General features: G+C 31.1%; 12 protein-coding genes. 5 read left to right on the top strand and 7 right to left on the bottom strand.

All coding sequences use genetic code 11. The features are described 5' to 3' along the window. Window positions 1-81: 81 nt before the first annotated feature. From RR561_RS00905 to RR561_RS00890, 4 genes are all read right to left on the bottom strand, one after another. A complete protein-coding gene (locus RR561_RS00905; protein ID WP_332505553.1) occupies window positions 82-912 on the bottom strand; it encodes a SufB/SufD family protein in 831 nt (276 codons plus the stop codon). Between the two features lie 10 nt (window positions 913-922). Beyond that, window positions 923-2,344, bottom strand: a complete 1,422-nt coding sequence (gene sufB / locus RR561_RS00900) for a Fe-S cluster assembly protein SufB (protein ID WP_332505552.1) — start codon at window positions 2,342-2,344, stop codon at window positions 923-925. Then, window positions 2,334-3,098, bottom strand: a complete 765-nt coding sequence (gene sufC, locus RR561_RS00895) for a Fe-S cluster assembly ATPase SufC (RefSeq protein ID WP_332505551.1) — start codon at window positions 3,096-3,098, stop codon at window positions 2,334-2,336. Before sufC ends, sufB begins: the two co-directional genes overlap by 11 nt. A gap of 545 nt (window positions 3,099-3,643) precedes the next feature. Further along, complete coding sequence (locus tag RR561_RS00890; protein ID WP_332505550.1) at window positions 3,644-4,984, bottom strand: prealbumin-like fold domain-containing protein; 1,341 nt, start codon at window positions 4,982-4,984, stop codon at window positions 3,644-3,646. Window positions 4,985-5,766: 782 nt separating this feature from the next. On the opposite strand from RR561_RS00890, the gene RR561_RS00885 reads away from it, so the two are divergent. Both RR561_RS00885 and RR561_RS00880 read left to right on the top strand, forming a co-directional pair. Beyond that, window positions 5,767-6,447, top strand: coding sequence for a class A sortase (locus RR561_RS00885; RefSeq protein WP_332505549.1), 681 nt, complete (start codon window positions 5,767-5,769; stop codon window positions 6,445-6,447). 275 nt (window positions 6,448-6,722) lie between these two features. Beyond that, entirely contained in the window at window positions 6,723-8,270 is a 1,548-nt protein-coding gene (locus RR561_RS00880) for a hypothetical protein (RefSeq protein WP_332505548.1), read from the top strand. Window positions 8,271-8,568: 298 nt separating this feature from the next. Here RR561_RS00880 and RR561_RS00875 read toward each other — a convergent pair whose 3' ends face one another. Both RR561_RS00875 and RR561_RS00870 read right to left on the bottom strand, forming a co-directional pair. Next, window positions 8,569-9,948, bottom strand: coding sequence for an MATE family efflux transporter (locus RR561_RS00875; protein ID WP_332505547.1), 1,380 nt, complete (start codon window positions 9,946-9,948; stop codon window positions 8,569-8,571). 14 nt (window positions 9,949-9,962) lie between these two features. Beyond that, window positions 9,963-10,805: a DUF5685 family protein gene (locus tag RR561_RS00870; protein WP_332505546.1), complete on the bottom strand. Its 843-nt coding sequence runs from the start codon at window positions 10,803-10,805 to the stop codon at window positions 9,963-9,965. Between the two features lie 370 nt (window positions 10,806-11,175). On the opposite strand from RR561_RS00870, the gene aroF reads away from it, so the two are divergent. Continuing rightward, complete coding sequence (gene aroF, locus RR561_RS00865) at window positions 11,176-11,985, top strand: 3-deoxy-7-phosphoheptulonate synthase (RefSeq protein WP_332505545.1); 810 nt, start codon at window positions 11,176-11,178, stop codon at window positions 11,983-11,985. A gap of 186 nt (window positions 11,986-12,171) precedes the next feature. On the opposite strand, the gene RR561_RS00860 is transcribed toward aroF, so the two are convergent. Continuing rightward, on the bottom strand, window positions 12,172-13,227 hold the full coding sequence (locus RR561_RS00860) for a PocR ligand-binding domain-containing protein (RefSeq protein WP_332505544.1): 1,056 nt from the start codon (window positions 13,225-13,227) through the stop codon (window positions 12,172-12,174). Window positions 13,228-13,738: 511 nt separating this feature from the next. Here RR561_RS00860 and RR561_RS00855 point away from each other — a divergent pair. Then, window positions 13,739-14,872 carry a glycerol dehydrogenase gene (locus RR561_RS00855; RefSeq protein WP_332505543.1) on the top strand — a complete coding sequence of 378 codons (1,134 nt, stop codon included), beginning with the start codon at window positions 13,739-13,741 and terminating at the stop codon, window positions 14,870-14,872. A 403-nt stretch (window positions 14,873-15,275) separates the two neighbouring features. Next, on the top strand, window positions 15,276-17,039 hold the full coding sequence (gene dhaK, locus RR561_RS00850; protein ID WP_332505542.1) for a dihydroxyacetone kinase subunit DhaK: 1,764 nt from the start codon (window positions 15,276-15,278) through the stop codon (window positions 17,037-17,039). Window positions 17,040-17,157: the final 118 nt, after the last annotated feature.

Here is a 17,157-nt window from a genome sequence, read left to right as displayed (position 1 = left end):
ATAATCTTTTTGATATATAATACTTTTAATTAGTACAAATTTCTAAGACCAGAAGCCTTAGAAATTCGTAAAATTATCAACTTATATTCTCTTTTCTATATCGTCCCAAACTTCCTTACTAAGTTCACTATCTGGAAGCTTATGTATTGTAGGGGCTAATTTAGTTTCAACTATCATCTTCTTAGCTTCATTTTCATCTAGACCTCTACTCATTATGTAAAATAGCTTGTCTTGATCTATCTTACCAGCACTTGCTGCATGAATACCTTCTACATCATCTTCCTGACATAAAAGTACTGGCACTGCAATTGCTCTTACATCTTCATCTAAAAGTGTTGCAAATTCTTCTTCACTTCCAGTAGACTTTGAAGAACCTCTCTTAAAGTCTATCGTACCCTTAAATGTTTTTCTAGCCTTATCCTTCAAAGCTCCATTGACTAGTATATTTGAATCAGTTTCTTTTCCAATATGGTTAACGTGGTAGAATATATCCAAGTTATTGTCATTATCTACAAAATATACTGATTCTACATTAGTTTGTGCCTTGTATCCATTAAGATTAGCTCTATAGTTAGTTACTGAACGCTTCGCTCCAGCCTCTACCTGAATAAAGTTTACAACTGCTCCCTCTTCTACATCTACATTAATGTCTGTAAGAGCTGACTTTTCTTCATGGCATCTCGCTACATAATATAGATCTACTGTTGAGTTTTTCATTGCCTTTACATTTATTATTGTGTGTCTAGAAGAATAACCCTCTTCCACATCGTTTATATCAAATAAAGTAGATACCTTATCATTTTCTTTTGCTATTATTTCACTTACTTGGTCTTTTACTTCAGGTAATTCGATTAGGGATTCATTTACCTTTAGCCATCTCCAAGTAATAAGTGGTAATGTATTTGCTATCATCTTGATCCTCCTAACCTATTGTACCTTCAAGTTCTAGATTTATTAAGTTATTCATTTCTACTGCATATTCTAGTGGTAATTCCTTAGCTATTGGTTCTGCAAACCCTCTAACTACCATTGATTTTGCTTCAGCCTCACTGATACCTCTACTCATTAGATAGAATATCACTTCATCATCTATTCTACCAATCTTTGCTTCATGCCCTAGATCTACGTCCTGTGTTGCTATATCAATTACTGGTATAGTATCTGATCTAGATTCCTGATCTAGCATCAATGATTCACAACTTACTGTTGACTTAGATCCTACAGCATCCTTTGTAACCTTCACAAGTCCTCTGTAAATAGCCACACCATCACCCTTTGATATAGACTTAGAGTTTACTGTTGATGATGTGTTAGGAGCCGCATGAACAACCTTTGTACCTGTATCTAGATACTGGCCTGCACCTGCAAACGTAATTCCTGTAAATTCAGATCTTGCATTTTCTCCTTTTAGTATGCTCATTGGATATAGGCAAGATACCTTTGAACCAAATGATCCTGATACCCACTCTATACTTCCATCTTTTTCTACTATACATCTCTTAGTGTTTAGGTTGTACATATTTCTTGACCAGTTTTCTATTGTAGAGTATCTAAGAGTTGCACCTTCCTTGACAAATAGCTCAACTGCTCCTGCATGGACATTGACTACATTGTACTTTGGAGCTGAACAGCCTTCTATAAAGTGGCAATATGCCCCTTCTTCTACGATTATTAATGTATGTTCAAACTGACCTGCTCCTGGAGCATTTAGTCTAAAGTAAGACTGTAGTGGAACATCCACATTGACTCCCTTTGGAACATAAACAAATGAACCACCTGACCATACTGCATAGTGAAGTGCAGCATACTTATGATCTGCATTTGATATACATTTCATAAAATACTCTTTCACTATCTCTGGGTATAATCTTACAGCACTCTCAAAGTCTGTATATATTACACCTTGGTCTAGTAGGTTTTGCTGTATATTATGATATACAACTTCTGAATCATACTGAGCACCAACACCTGATAGATTTTTCTCTCTTTCAGCCTCTGGTATACCTAGCATGTCAAATGTATTTTTGATGTCCTCTGGAACATCTTTCCAGTCTTCAACTAGTTCAGCATCTGGTCTAATATATGTTGTAATATCATCTATATTTACTTCATCAAGATTTGGACCCCAAGTAGGGTTTGATAGTTCATAGAACTTCTTTAGAGAAGCAAGTCTAATTTCTAACATCCAATCTGGCTCATCTTTTTCTTTACTTATTTGAGTAACAATTTCTTCAGTAAGTCCCTTTTCTGTCTTAGACTTATACTTAAATTCATTTTTTATATCATAAACACCACGATCTTGTTCCTCAATCTGTGTTCTCTTTTTTAAATCTTTAGTTTCCATTAGATGAATTCACCTCATCTCTAATCCAACCATAACCTTCTTCTTCGATTCTGTTTATTAAAGATGCATCTCCTTCTTTCACAATCTTGCCGTCTATAATAACATGAACGAACTCTGGTACGACATTACTTATTATTTCCTTATGGTGAGTGATTATAAGTACAGCATTTTGATCACTCTTATAGTTTTTAATTCCTTCTGAAACAACTCTAACAGCGTCTACATCTAGACCTGAATCTGTTTCATCTAGCATAGCTAGCTTTGGATTAAGAACCTGCATCTGAAGTATTTCAGTCTTTTTCTTTTCACCACCAGAGAAGCCGTAGTTCATATATCTAGCAGCATATTCTGGCTTCATCTGAAGCTCATTCATTCTCTTTGATAGATCCATATTAAATCTAAGTACAGATACTGGCTTTCCATCAACTGAAGACTTTGCAGTTCTTATAAAGTTTTCAACACTTATACCTGGTACTTCTATTGGAGACTGGAATGACATAAAGATACCTCTTTTGGCTCTTTCATCAGCCGCAAGAGCTGTTACGTCTTCTCCTTCAAATATTATCTTTCCTGATGTTATTTTATACTTTGGATTGCTCATTATTGTATTTACAAGTGTAGACTTACCAGAACCATTTGGTCCCATTATTACGTGAGTCTCCCCTTTTCTTATTACAAGGTTTACATTTTTTAATATATCTTTTTCCCCTACCTTTACGCTAAGGTCTTTTATTTCTAATAAAATATCGCTCACTAAATTCACATCCCTTTCATTTATATTATAAATTTGTTTTAATTTAATTTTTATACAAGACTATATTACTATGATTACCCAAAAAAATCAATTAATCTCGACTAATTTACTAGGATTTATTTTATTTTTTTTTAATAGGGGCAAAAAAGGGCAAAAAAACCGTTTTTTTACCCTTTTTATCTAAATATTTTGAATACTCATTCTACTATTATTTAATACTTTTATTTTCATATGTATAATACTATTTTTTATTAACAAGAAATTGTTTTACATATTTACAAAATAAAAAGGCGAACAATTTAGAATACAACTTCAAATATAGATTAAAATAAATGGAAATATATTTTTTATAACCTTATATATTTTCTCCAACCATTTTTATAGATTTTCTACAATATTTTTTATATATTTCCCTAAATACTTTCAATAAATATTTATAGTTTTGCAGCAAATAAAATTTTAATCTAAATAAAATACGACACCTAGTTAGATGCCGTATTTTTATATCTTTCAAATTTTAATTTATACAATGTCAATTCATTTAATTACTTCTTGTCTTTTTTCTTCTTAGCTGCGATAGCTATACCTGCACATACAAGAGCAATACCTGCAAAAGCATACACCTTTGTATTTACAAATCCAGTCTTAGCTAACTTTGAAGATGATGATGAAGGACTACTAATTCCAGTTCCCTTCTTTACATTACTGCCAGAACCTTTAGTCCCTACAGAAGATTTTCCAAGAGAACCATCTGAGTTTATATCTAACTTTAACACTTGATCTCCTATCTTACCTTTTTCCACTGTAAATTCATGATGTTTAGCTGCAGAGTATTCACTTAATTTATAGTAATATTTCCCTGGTGCTAAATAAAGTATATCACTTTCTGTTATATCCTTACCTACTGTTGCATCGTTTGGACTAAGATATCCGTCACTATTGGTTTTACCATTATAAACCTGCTTATCTGAACCAATTAAGTATACCGCGATACCTCTTTTAGAGATTGGTTTAGATGTATTTTTATTTATTACCCTTATTTTAACGCCTGTATTTTTATCTTTAATTGTTGAGTTATCGTTATCACCGACACCTGGAGTTTGAGTTCCACCACTTCCTGATCCTGTTCCCTTTACACCATGTACAAAGTCGACTCTATATGTTGTTCCCTTTTGAACTTTAACAAAATAATCTTTTGTTATTTTTTTATAGTTTCCACTAACCTCATTTTCCTTAACCATATATTCTCCAGCTGGAAGTACGACTGTTCCATTGTACATCTCAATATTATCGTCAGTCATCATATACCCATCATTATCTGCTGAGAAAATTGCTATATTAGTGTATTTTCCATTTATTTTTTTTAAAAGCTGTATTTTTACATTTGGTACTGCTGATCCAGTCCTCTTGTCTGATGATCTAATGATTAATTGTCCATTTCCTGTTGGGAACTTTCTATCAGAAGTATTTATACTCCACATTCCACCCTCAGTAACAGTAAATGACTCTGTTGATGTATTAATCATGAAATTAGCTGGAGCCTTTGTCTCAACTAAATAATATGATCCTGCTGGAAGATTCAGATTTCCATCTGTATCAACAACACTTTTTGAATAATTATTATTTTTTACGACTACAGTATTAGAGTCCAACTTCCCGTTTTCATTAGTAGTGGCTGTAAAAATCTTACTACTCGATGTTCCATCTTTTTTTATCTCATAAAAATCATATACCGCACCTTTTACTCCATTTCCAGAGTTTTCCTCATCCTGTTTTACAAACTCAACGCTTTCCGCAAATACTGAGCTTGTCATATTCATTGGGATCGTCATAGGTATCGCAATGGCAAGTGCCGCCAATAAACTTAAAATTTTCTTGTGTTTCATTTCTTACATCTCCTTCCAAAACAAATAAAATAATCTATCATAAATCCTTAGTTTATCATTTAGTGTTAATGATAAAATTGATACTAGTAAATGTTTTATCAATATTTTGAGAGCCTTATTCTATAGCATCAATGATATAATTTCCTTGTTACAAGCTCAAATATAAATACAGATAAAGCACCAACTATGTATACTTCTACCTACTAACATAATACCATAAAATTAGAATTTTTAAAATATATTATTATAGAATTATATTTGATGTTTATATCTGATTTACCTATTTAAAGCTGCTATTATAAGCTAAATGTATTTTTAATCAAAGGAATTACTTTATTTAATTAATTATAATTAACTAATATTATTTTACTTAACATTAAAAATTCTTATTAACAGTTTCTTTTATCCATTAAAATTTCAAGAAAATACATCCTATACATATCTTTTATTTATAAAAAAGCAAAGTTATGTTGCTTCATTCAGTATAATTACATAAATATATGTCACATATATTTAAAATCTAATCAATTTATAATCAAAGCGAAAATATTCAAATCATGCTCTATTTTTTATTGATAGTTTTACAGAAGCATCCAAAAATTCAATAATCATAAATTATTTTCCAGTATTATAAAAGCAATTCATTATTTAAAGTATATTTTCCCAAAATATTTGATAGTCAATTCTCAATGACTAATGGTATAATAAAATTGATAGTTAAAATGATAATTAAAAAGGAGGATATGGCTAATATTTATTTATAAGTATTCTGCCTAAAATATATGAAAAAAAAGTTGGCTATTGTACTTATATTAGCTGGTATTTTGATTTTTTCCTTACCAGCTATTTCTTCACTACTTCTAAAAAGAAACAATGAATCCGTTAATGTTGAAGAAATTCCAACTCAACAGCTAGAGAAAAATGCAGACAGTGGTGAAAAATCATATGATCAATCAAAAATTGAACCTATGGATGTAAATGGAGTAATTCTAAACAGAGATAAGGCTGATATGAGCATGCTTGTAGGACAATTGGTTATTCCATCTATAAACAAAAATATTGCTATATTTGACGGACTAGAAAACAACAGTCTTATGTATGGTGCATGTACTATGAAAGCAAATCAAAAAATGGGCCTTGGTAATTATGCTCTTGCAGGACACTATCATAAAAATGAAAAAATTTTATTTGGTGGACTTTTCAATATCAAAAATGGTGACATTATAAAGCTTACAAACAAAAAAAACATCTATGAATATGAAACTTATAAGACTTTGAAGGTAGATGATTCAAGAGTTGATCTTATAAATGATGGCTTGATTAATGAGGGCGATGGAAAAGCTATAGTTTCTCTTATGACTTGCTACCGTGATGAAGATGGCTATAGATATTTTGTACTGGGTAAATTTAAAAAACTTTATCCATATAGTGAATCAAAGATGCTTGAAGGTATAACTGAATAACTGCTTATAATAAATAGGGGACAAACTTTTAAAAAAAGTTTTGTTCTTTATTTTTTTATTTAAAGATGATATTAAATCTTATAAATGGTATAATAAATTATATCTTAATAGTTAGAATTTTTAAATTTCAATAATGAATATATTTAAAAAAGCAGTGTTTGCTTTATTAAATTTTTTATTACTTTTTCTTAAGCGTACTAATCATTTTATATAATTAAGTTTTATTCATAAGCTTAAAAGTCTTTATAAAAATATATACTCGGAGGTGTAATAATATGAATTTACGCAAAAAATTTCGTTTTTTTTCATTGTTTCTATCAATTTGTATAATATTGTCTGCTTGTAACCTAAAAACAGGACAATCTAATGGCAAGACTTCTAATTCAAAAATAGAAACTGTGAACTTTAAAGATGATTCAAAACTTACTAGAGATACAATCAGCCTTTCCAAAACATTTGGATTAAAAGATGTTAAATCTATCAAAATAGACTACCAAGGATACGCTTCCGTTGGTGGCTCGAATGGAAGCTCCAACAATACAAATTCAAAACCTATATCAGATTATATACTCTGGGGTAAGGAGTTGAAAATTAATGATCCATACGTTATCAATCAAATTCTATATTATTTAAACTATACACACAAGGTTGAAAGTGATAAAAAATATAATGAAGAAATTAATAAGCTAAATTCTGATCTTAAAAAAATAGAAGAGGGAGATATGCTTCCTAATAAAGAGAAACTTAAAAAATATCAAGGATATCCTATATACAATGGTAGTAAAAAAATCACACCCAAAAAATTTGAACCACTTATTACTCTTAAAAGTTCAGATGGTGAAAAAGTTGATATTCCATTTTTATTAGATAGCACTGAATCCATAGTTATTATAGACAAGAATTCCGTGGCACTGTCAAGAGATGCCATAGCATATTTTGAAAATCTAATAGACCAAGATGATATAAATACAAATTTTTCTAGCGATATTTATAAAATGGCTAAACAAAATAAGTTAAAAATAAGTTTTCGAGGAGAAAATGTGGAGGTAAAGCTTCCTAAGGAATTTAAAGAAGATACATATGGAGATCGATATAATTTATTCTGGGCATATGTTAATGACCTCATAAAAACAGAAAATGATAGTAAAGATGGACTAGAAAAATATAAAAATCAAAAGGTTACCCTAGAAAAATATTATGTTAGTAAAGCAGATTTTTCTAGTTTTAATTATAATAATGAAAAGAAATCATATGATAAGATTAATGATCCTGCAGCAGTTGTAGCTATTAGAGTCGATGATAAATTAATTGGTAAATTCATGTATAGTATTTCATATCCACAAGATATCACAAGATTAGATGGTAAAAATCTTATGGAGCTAACAAATAAAAGTTATTCAAATTGGATTTCTTCTGTAATGAAAAATGATGAAAACTCCCAGGAATTATCGAAATTATCTAGTGTGGATTTAATAAAAAAATACTATACTATGCTAGATTCTGGAGATAATAATGCCAACAAATTATGGTTGCCAAAGCTCTCTGCTGTTAGTGGAAAGGTGAGTCAGCAGATAGTTCAAGAAGTGGATGAGTACAAAGATAACATAGACTATCTATTAATCGGTGACATCAAAAAATCAGATATAGGTGTGGATTCCCTAGAAATGGTTACTCCTGCTGATCATATGGAAAGCTATATAACCGACATAGATGTAAAATTCAAAAGGGAAATATCTACTTTAAATGGTCAAGACTCTCCTATTGTAACCGTGGTAAAGTTAGGTGATAATAAAGGCTATAGAATAGCTGGAACTGGATATTGATCTTTATTTTAATAATATGTCAACATTACGTTAAAATTTACTGACCAATATGAAAAGGTTTTGACAGAATAATTTAGTCTAAAACATAAAAAAAGAACCGATAATTATCGGTTCTTTTTTTATAGTCATATTTTTATATATTTTTTACTTTTAACTCATTTTTGATTTTAAAATATACTTTATTATTAAATTTGATTTAATAATACGCTTTCCTACTAAAGATAGATATCTTTGTGTTTATAATTTCTATAATTTCAATTCATACATCCCAATTTATAGCTTCTAAAATATCTAGCTTTTATATGGCCTTATTTTGTTCTTCAATTTTATCGACATTCATAAGCAATTTTCTAAGATAATATATACTTAGAACTACTGCCAAAGCCTCTGCAATTGGCATACTCCACCAGACCATATCAATATTTCCTGACAAAGAGAATATGTAAGCCAAAGGTATCAGTATAAATAGCTGTCTAGTAATAGAGATCACCATTGATAATACTCCATTTCCAACCGCCTGAAATACACCTGAACATATAATACTTACTCCAGCTAATATAAATGAAAGACTGAATACCCTGAAACATACTACTCCCATAGACATCATATTTTCTGATGCACTAAACATCATTAAAAGTGGTCTCGGAAATACCTGCATTATAATTGTGCCTATGACCATCACAACTGTTCCATACTTTAATCCAGTGAAGATACACTCTTTCATCCTGTCTGTTTTCTTAGCTCCATAATTGTATGCTACTATCGCGACCATACCATTGTTTAATCCAAATATTGGCATATATATAAATCCTTGTAACCTAAAATATATTCCTAAAAGTGCAATTGCCGTAGTGGAAAATTTTGATAATATTCGATTGTAACAAAATACTGTTACAGATGCTATAGAGACCATTACTATTGATGGAATTCCTACTTCATATATTTTTTTTACTATTTTCTTTTCTAACTTCATAAACTTAGGAGATATTTTAACTTCTTTATTGTACTTTAGGCAGAAATATATAACACTCATGGCTCCTACCCATTGAGATATAACTGTTGCAACTGCAGCACCTGCAAGACCCATCTCTGGCATTCCAAACCATCCAAATATCAATATTGGATCTAATATTATATTTAAAACAGCACCAATACACTGTGCCACCATTGTGTACATAGTCTTTCCAGTAGATTGTAATATTCTTTCAAACATAAGGTGCATAAAAATACCCAAAGATCCCATACAACATATTTGTTGATATATAGGGCCTCTAGCTATTATTTCCGCATCAGTAGTCTGTAGACCTATGATAGTTTTCGAGAAAAATGCCCCCACAAAGAAAAACACTATAAAACTTAAAAAAGCTAATACTATACCATTGTTTGCTGCTTTATTGGCTTCATCATAATCCTTTGCTCCCAAACTTCTCGATAAATATGAGTTGACACCTACTGCAGTTCCTAAGCCAACTGCCATCATAAACTGTTGCAAAGGCAAGGCCAAGGCAACAGCTGTTATTGCTCCTTCACTAATTTGTGATACAAATATACTATCTACTAAATTGTATAGAGATTGTACCAACATAGAAATCATTATCGGAGCTGATACGTTCATGATCAGTTTGTTTATAGGCATATTTTCCATTTTGTTCTCAGTTTCCTGAACATTAATACCCAATTAATCACCCCTTATTATTTCATATTTTTTTCATTAGTATTCTTATTCATGACTCCCTTATACCTCAAATACACCCCTGAATAAATAATATTATTGATAATACCATTATTTACTTTTATGTCCAGAGATACTATTGCATTTTCTAATCTAGAAAGACACATCATTATCAGTCTATCTACTCTTTTTTTGAGAAATTCCCTATCGTCTTTACATTCTTTAAAAGGATTATACTCTCCTGTCTCAAGGTCTTTATCTAGATCTTCATACGCATCCATTATGTATATGTATTTGCCTATATTAAAGCCAAGTTCTCCTAATCTTACAGAATACTCATCTTCTCTATATATAAATATATCCTTCATCAACTCCCCAAATGTATTAGAAGTTTTATCTATATTATTAGAATTTTTTCTTTCAAGCTTTGAAAGTTCTTCTAAGTGAGATTTTATAGCTTCGGCCTTTTGAGGGTATTTTTCATAGGCACTTTTAAAGCTTTTATTAAATACTCCTCTAGCCAATTTATCGCCTAAATTCCCCCTATCCTCTACATCATCTTCCAACTTGTAATATGTAAGAAGTATATTCATTGCAGCCGCATATTCCGTAAACTCATTCGACATATGCTTTTTCTTCTTGATTGGATTTACTATACACCTTTCATAGTATATTTCTGACTTAGGTTGATATATGCTAGTTAGTATCAATACCAGAAAAGTTATGTCATAATTAATACTTAATCTAGAAATTTCTGTATGATCTCTTTTTAAACTTTTACATAATCCACAGTAATATGCCTTGTAGTGTTCATACTCTCTAAATGTCAAATCCATTTTATTGATTCTTACGTAACCGAACATAAAGCACCTCAAACTTTCTTTAACTATATACTTTCTAGTATATATGATAGCTATTGATTTTGTAAACAAAACTACGCTTTTGTTTTCAATACATTCTGTATACTTTTTACTACTACTTATAATCCAATAATCTTTTTTATTAATCTTTAAAATATGATATAATAACTCTATACTTTATCCAAAGTAGCTTATTTTTGATAAAAATCAAAATACAACTTATAAAATCTTGGTATGATATGCCTATTACTAGGCTATAGAAATCTATCTTCTTGCTCGATAGCTAGTATATAGTTTTATTAATATGTAATCTCATAATGTAGATATATGGAAATAGTTTTATTGAATTAGAATTTAAGATTTGGAGGAAATAATGATAGATAACATAAACAAGTCAGATAGGCGATTTCATCCTGAAGATACTATAATATCTGTAGGAGATCTAACTATAGGCGGAGATAATCTTACAATTATAGCTGGCCCTTGCTCTGTAGAATCTGAAGAGCAAATCATTCAAATTGCAAGATCAATCAAAGAATCTGGCGCTAATATTTTAAGAGGTGGAGCCTTTAAACCCAGAACATCACCTTATGACTTTCAAGGAAAAAAAGCAGATGGAATAAAGCTTTTATCACTTGCAAAGAGAGAGACAGGCCTCCCAATAGTATCTGAAATAGTTGGCATAAATCACTTAGATTTATTTGACGATATAGATATACTTCAGGTGGGAGCTAGAAATATGCAAAACTTTGAACTACTAAAAGAGCTCGGAAAAACAGATAAACCTATATTATTAAAAAGAGGTTTTTCCAATACGATTAAAGAACTTTTATTAAGTGCTGAATATATTATGTCTAATGGAAATAACAAGGTGATATTATGTGAAAGAGGTATTAGAACCTTTGAACCGATGACTAGAAATACACTTGATTTGTCGGCAGTTTCTCTACTTAAGGAACTAACACACCTACCCGTTATAGTTGATCCTAGTCATGCAACAGGTATTAGTTCTCTTGTTGAACCAATGTCTTTGGCTTCTGTTGCATGTGGAGCAAATGGTCTAATGATAGAGGTTCATAACTCACCAGAAAATGCTCTTTCAGATGGTGAGCAGGCTGTAACACCAGAAGAGTTTGATAATATTGTAAAAAAAGTAAACAATATAAAAAATGCATTAAAATAATATTGTAAAAGCTTGCAATAAGTATAAAGTATAAATCAGTATATTTAAACTTATTGATATATTTAAAAATAAATATCATGTAGTAAATCAGAAACAATAGGGTATGTATTAAATACGGTCTCTGATGACTAATAGAAAAAAGAGACACAAGTATACTCGTGTCTCTTTTTTTATTTTACCTTTTTATTATTTTACTGGAACTGGACAATACTTTTTATTTAACTCTTTTTTTCTAATAAAATTTCTATATACAGCTGGGGTTACCCCTATGTGCTTTTTAAACACTTTTATGAAGTATCCTGTGTCTTTGTATGCGAGCATATCAGCAAGCTCAAATATACTTATGTCACTGGTTTCTAACATACTTTTTGCTCTATCAATTTTTAGTTTTGATATAAATTCTGAGTAACTTTCTCCAACTTCCTTTGAGAAAATTCTACTTAGATAACCAACACTGACATGACAGTTATCTGCAACTTCTTTTAGGCTTGGATAATTTACCTTGCCGGAAAATATAAACTGAAATACCTTTTTTACCACTTCACTATAATATGTATACTCACCTGTAGTATACTTATTTATTTCGTCTAAGTCATAAAAATTTTGATTACTCTTCTCTATTGTTACATCAAAGGTACTTTCATTTGATGACTTTACCTTATAGGCATTTACTATATTGTTAGGCAACATATCATTTATAATTTCTTGTACTTTTTCTATAGATTTTTGCTTTTCATTGCACATATAATTACACATAAAGTACAACATATTAGCAACCATCTGTATTTGAGTAATAGACAGCACGGGCAATTTATTGTAATCATCTATTAATTTTTGTTTTTCTTCATCTAGTTTTTCTCTTCCAGATGGAGACATGATTACCTCTAGCAAGTCATCCTCACTTTCTGGTAACCTGACCTGACCTGCCATTATTGCACCTATATATTTATTATCTACTACTACAGGTATTGCTATATCAACAATTGAGAAATGGCACTTATAAATAAATGGTTGATTGATCCTCATGGCCTCAAAACCTCCCCTTGCATCGCATTTCTCACAAAATTTACCTAATTTTTCATTATGCCTTACTTTATTACAAAAACTACTGCACCCACTATGCTTTGTTACAGGTTCTCCACTATAGTTGGCTATAGTAATAGCTAATTTAGTTACATCTACAAGAGCATCCTGTAATTTTTCCCAAGATTCATTTCCAAAAATATCTTCTATTTGAAACATATAATTACCTCCATATTTACTGCTGATAAGATTATATCAATCTTATATTATTTAAATACTACATTTATCGTTATATTTTGTCCTGACTGCATAAAATAATTCACTCATTACTCATATAAAAACTGGACTTTTAATTAAAGCGTTTTCTTTTAAAGCCCTTGAGTCATAGTGTTTTGACCTATTATTCTCTATAAAAAACGTTTTTCATAGACTAGATATACTCATTATTTATGATGTCTACATTATATACATAAAACTTTGTAAAATCAATAACATTTTACAATTTTTATGTAATAAATACACAATTTTTACGTTTTAGGAAATAAATTACGATACCAAAGTATAATTATATGACATCTAACTCTAATGCTTAACGTTTTCTCCTATGCTATTATGTAGTCAAGGAAAATGTTTTGAACAACTTAAAACACAACCTTAAATCGTTAATCGTTAATAAAAATTATTCAAAAAAAGTTAATAAAATTGGTTCGAAAATTTCGGAGGTAGAAAGATGAGAAAAGCGTTAATATGCCCAACAAAATATGTTCAGGGTGAAGATGAATTACTAAACTTAGGTTACTTTGTTCAGACTTATGGAAAGTCTGCATTACTTATAGCACATCCAGATGATGTAAAGCGTGTTAAAGCACAATTGGATGCAACTGAAAAGAATTTTAATATAACATTTGTAGAAAGTGGTTTCGGTGGACAGTGTTCACGTGAAGAAGTTGCTCGTCTACAAGAGCTAGCAAAGGCTAAGGGTTGTGACTGTACAATCGGTCTTGGTGGTGGTAAGGCAATAGACACTGCTAAGTGTGTTGCTGAAGGTGATAACCTTATAATAGTTCCAACAATAGCAGCTACTGATGCTCCTACTAGCCATTCTGCAGTACTTTATACTCCAGATGGAGCATTTGATGATTATGCATACTTTAAGCAAAGCCCTAGTGTTATACTAATTGACACTAAGATTGTTGCTAATGCACCTACTCGTTTCTTAGTATCAGGTATGGGAGATGCTTTATCTACTTATTTTGAAGCAAGAGCAAATGTTAGATCATTTACAAAGGTAAATGCAGGTCTTCCTTGTGGATTTAGAGAAGGTAAGTGCCCAGAAGCAAGAGGAACAAATGCAGCATTTGTTTTAGCTAAGGCTTGTTATGAATCATTAATGGAAGATGGTCTTAAGGCTAAAATGGCAAGTGACATGAACGTTGTTACTCCAGCTCTTGAAAATATAATAGAAACTAATATATTCCTATCAGGATTAGGATTTGAAAGTGGCGGATTAGCTGCTGCACATGCAATCCATGATGGTCTTACAATATTAGAAGGGTCTCACGGATATTTCCACGGAGAAAAAGTTGCTTTTGGTACTCTTTGCCAGTTAGCTCTTGAAAATGCTCCTATGGAAGAAATAATAGAAGTATTAGACTTCTGTGACTCTGTTGGACTTCCAATGTGTTTAGCTGATATCGGTGTTGATACAGTTTCAGATGAAGAACTTATAGAAGTAGCTGAAAAGGCTTGTATTCCAGAAGAATCTATACATGCAATGCCATTCCCAATAACAGTGGAATCTGTTGCAGCTTCAATAAAGGCAGCTGATGAAATCGGTAAGAAGTATAAGGCTGGTCTTTTATAAGATATTAATACATAGAACAAACATCACATAAAAAAACATAATATTTAAAGAGATTTACTCAGAATCTCATAAACAATTTAGTATATATTTAGCAATAGAATATATTGCCCGATCTGTATTGACAACTCAATCAATACGGATTGGGCTAATATAAATACTTTTGGTCAAGTTTTAGGTATAAATGTAGTGGCTATTGTCAAAACTATATGAAATGACTTTATTTAAAATATGCTTTTATTTAATAAATAGTATTATTTTGATATGTAGACAAAGTTATTCTATAGCTTAGAGTTTTGATTGAGTATTCTAAAGTATAGAATATCTATATCTAAGACCAATTATAAATTTTAATAAAATCTTATTTTAGGTAAAGAGATCTTGATCTCGCAAGGAGGTAACATATATGAAGAAGATAATTAACAAGCCTGAAACGGTAGTAATAGAAATGTGTAACGGAATGGCTATGGCTCATCCAGAATTAGAATTTTTACAGAAATACAAAATAATAAAGAGAAAAGAAATGAACAAAAATAAGGTAAGCCTAATCAGTGGCGGTGGAAGTGGTCATGAACCAGCACATGCAGGGTTTGTAGGTAAAGGAATGCTTGACGCTGCAGTGTGTGGAGATGTATTCGCTTCACCTTCTCAGATACAGATTTATAAGTCAATCAGAGAAACTGCAAGTGATGAAGGAACTCTACTAATAATCAAAAACTACAGTGGAGACGTAATGAATTTTAAAAACGCTGCTCACTTAGCAGAAGAAGATGGCATAAAGGTAGACTATGTAAAAGTAGATGACGATATAGCTGTAAAAGATAGCTTATATACAGTAGGTCGCCGTGGTGTGGCTGGTACTGTTCTTGTTCACAAGGTAGCAGGTGCTGCAGCTGAAAAAGGAATGAAGCTTGCTGAAGTAAAATCTGCAGCTGAAAATGCTATAGCAAATGTAAGAAGTATAGGATTTGCTTTTACTTCTTGTACTGTACCAGCTAAGGGTACTCCAACATTTGAAATAGCTGATGATGAAATGGAATACGGTGTAGGAATACATGGTGAACCAGGAATAAAGAGAGAAAAAGTAATCCCTGCTGATGAACTAGCAGAAAGAATGGTTACTTCTCTAATAGAAGAATTAAACCTAAAATCAGGAGATGAAGCTACTCTTCTTGTAAATGGTTTCGGCGCAACTCCATTACAAGAATTATATCTATTAAACAACTCAGTTAATAGTGTACTTGCAGAAAAGAATATAAAGGTATATCGTACTTTTGTAGGAAATTACATGACAAGTATAGACATGGCTGGTGCATCTGTATCTTTACTTAAGATGGATGATCAGTTGAAGGATTTGATAGACTCTGAAAGTGATACTCCAGCATTTAAGGTAAGTGGTCCTGTTGAAAGCATCCCATATGTAAACATGAAACTTAACGATCAACAAAATGTAGAAGTAAGCCATAAAATGACTGTAAACAGCTCATATTCAATCATTAAAAACAACGAAATAACTCTTGATAACATGAAGTTTATCGTTGACAAAATGAGTGAATCTATAATCAAAAATGAAGTTCCTTTCTGTGAGTTAGATGCTCATGCAGGAGATGGAGATTTTGGTATGAGTATTGCAAAGGGATTCAAGCAATTAAAGCGTGAATGGAATGAAATACTTGATCATTCAAGCAATGATATTGGTGAATTTTTAGGTGCATGCTCAATGGTAATTATGGAATACTGTGGTGGTGCTTCTGGTCCAATATGGGGATCAGCATTCCGTGCAGCAGGAAAAAATACAAAATCAAAGAATAAACTAACTGCTCTAGAGTTCGGTCAAATGATGAAGGCCGCTCTTGAAGGAGTTCAAAAAACTGGTGAACGTTCTTTCGGTAGAGGTGCTGTTGTTGGAGACAAGACTCTAGTAGATGCTTTAGCTCCATGTGCTGATAAGATAATAGAAGTTGCTAGCAAGGATGCATCTATAGATGTAATAGATGCACTAAAAGAAGGTACAAAGGCTGCTGTTGCAGGTGCAAAAGAAACTGAAAAAATAGCTGCTCGTATGGGTAGAGCTGGAACAGTTGGAGAAAGAAGTATAGGATATCCTGATGCAGGTGCCTATGGACTAGGAGTAATATTTACTGATGTTTCAGAATCATTAAGTAAGTAATATCTCTTATATAGTTTAGATATAAATATTTATTAAAAAGACATTTCATATTATTAATTAATTTAACCATAATAAAAAAGCAAGCTAGTTACTAGCTTGCTTTTTAAATATATTTTTA

Source organism: Peptostreptococcus sp. (assembly GCF_036639115.1).
Lineage (GTDB): Bacteria > Bacillota > Clostridia > Peptostreptococcales > Peptostreptococcaceae > Peptostreptococcus.
This window is presented reverse-complemented; position numbering and strand designations above follow the sequence as displayed.